This is a genomic window from Oleiphilus sp. HI0086 (assembly GCF_001635225.1).
The window spans coordinates 1-894 of sequence record NZ_LWFZ01001401.1; the positions used below are offsets into that span (position 1 = coordinate 1).

At 44.9% G+C, this 894-nt stretch carries 1 protein-coding gene; it reads right to left on the reverse strand.

What is annotated here, in order from left to right:
* On the reverse strand, positions 1–894 hold an 894-nt coding region (locus tag A3756_RS23820), incomplete at both ends, for a pyruvate carboxylase subunit B (RefSeq protein WP_156490733.1).

Genomic DNA, 894 nt, shown 5'->3' on the forward strand with positions numbered 1-894 from the left:
CTCTTTAGAGATTGATTTATAGCGCTCGCCAGTCAATACGTTCAGAACCGCTTGGGTTCCAACAATCTGAGAAGTAGGTGTTACAAGAGGAATATGACCAAGATCTTCACGAACACGTGGAATTTCTTCTAGCACTGCATCAAATTTGTCTGCAGCACCCTGCTCTTTCAACTGGTTTTCCATGTTGGTCAACATGCCACCAGGAACCTGGGCAATCAGAATTCGCGAATCAGTACCACGCAATGAACCTTCGAACTTAGCGTACTTCTTACGAACCTTACGGAAGTAAGCAGCAATCTCTTCAAGAAGCTTCATGTCCAAGCCAGTATCACGACCAGTACCTGCCAATGCCGCAACCACACTTTCAGTCGCAGTATGGCCGTATGTCATTGCCATTGAAGAAATAGCCGTGTCAACACGGTCAATACCTGCTTCAACCGCTTTAAGAATTGTCATATCTGACAAGCCAGAAGTCGCGTGTGCATGTAATTGAACTTCTAGATCAGTCTGAGCTTTCAAACGCCCAACCAACTCAGAAGCAGCATAAGGCGTTAATGTACCGGCCATATCTTTAATAGCGATAGAATCTGCACCCAAGTCTTCAATCTGCTTCGCTAAGCTAACCCAGCTTTCCAAAGTATGTACAGGACTTGTTGTATAGGAAAGCGTTGCCTGAGCATGACCGCCGTTTGCTTTAACAGCTTTAAGCGAACGATCCAGGTTGCGAGGGTCGTTCATCGCGTCAAAAACACGGAATACCTCAACACCATTTTTTACAGCACGCTCTACGAACTTATCAACAACGTCATCAGCATAATGTCTATAACCTAACAGATTTTGACCTCGCAACAACATTTGCTGCGGAGTATTAGGCATGACTTTCTTCAATTCTCT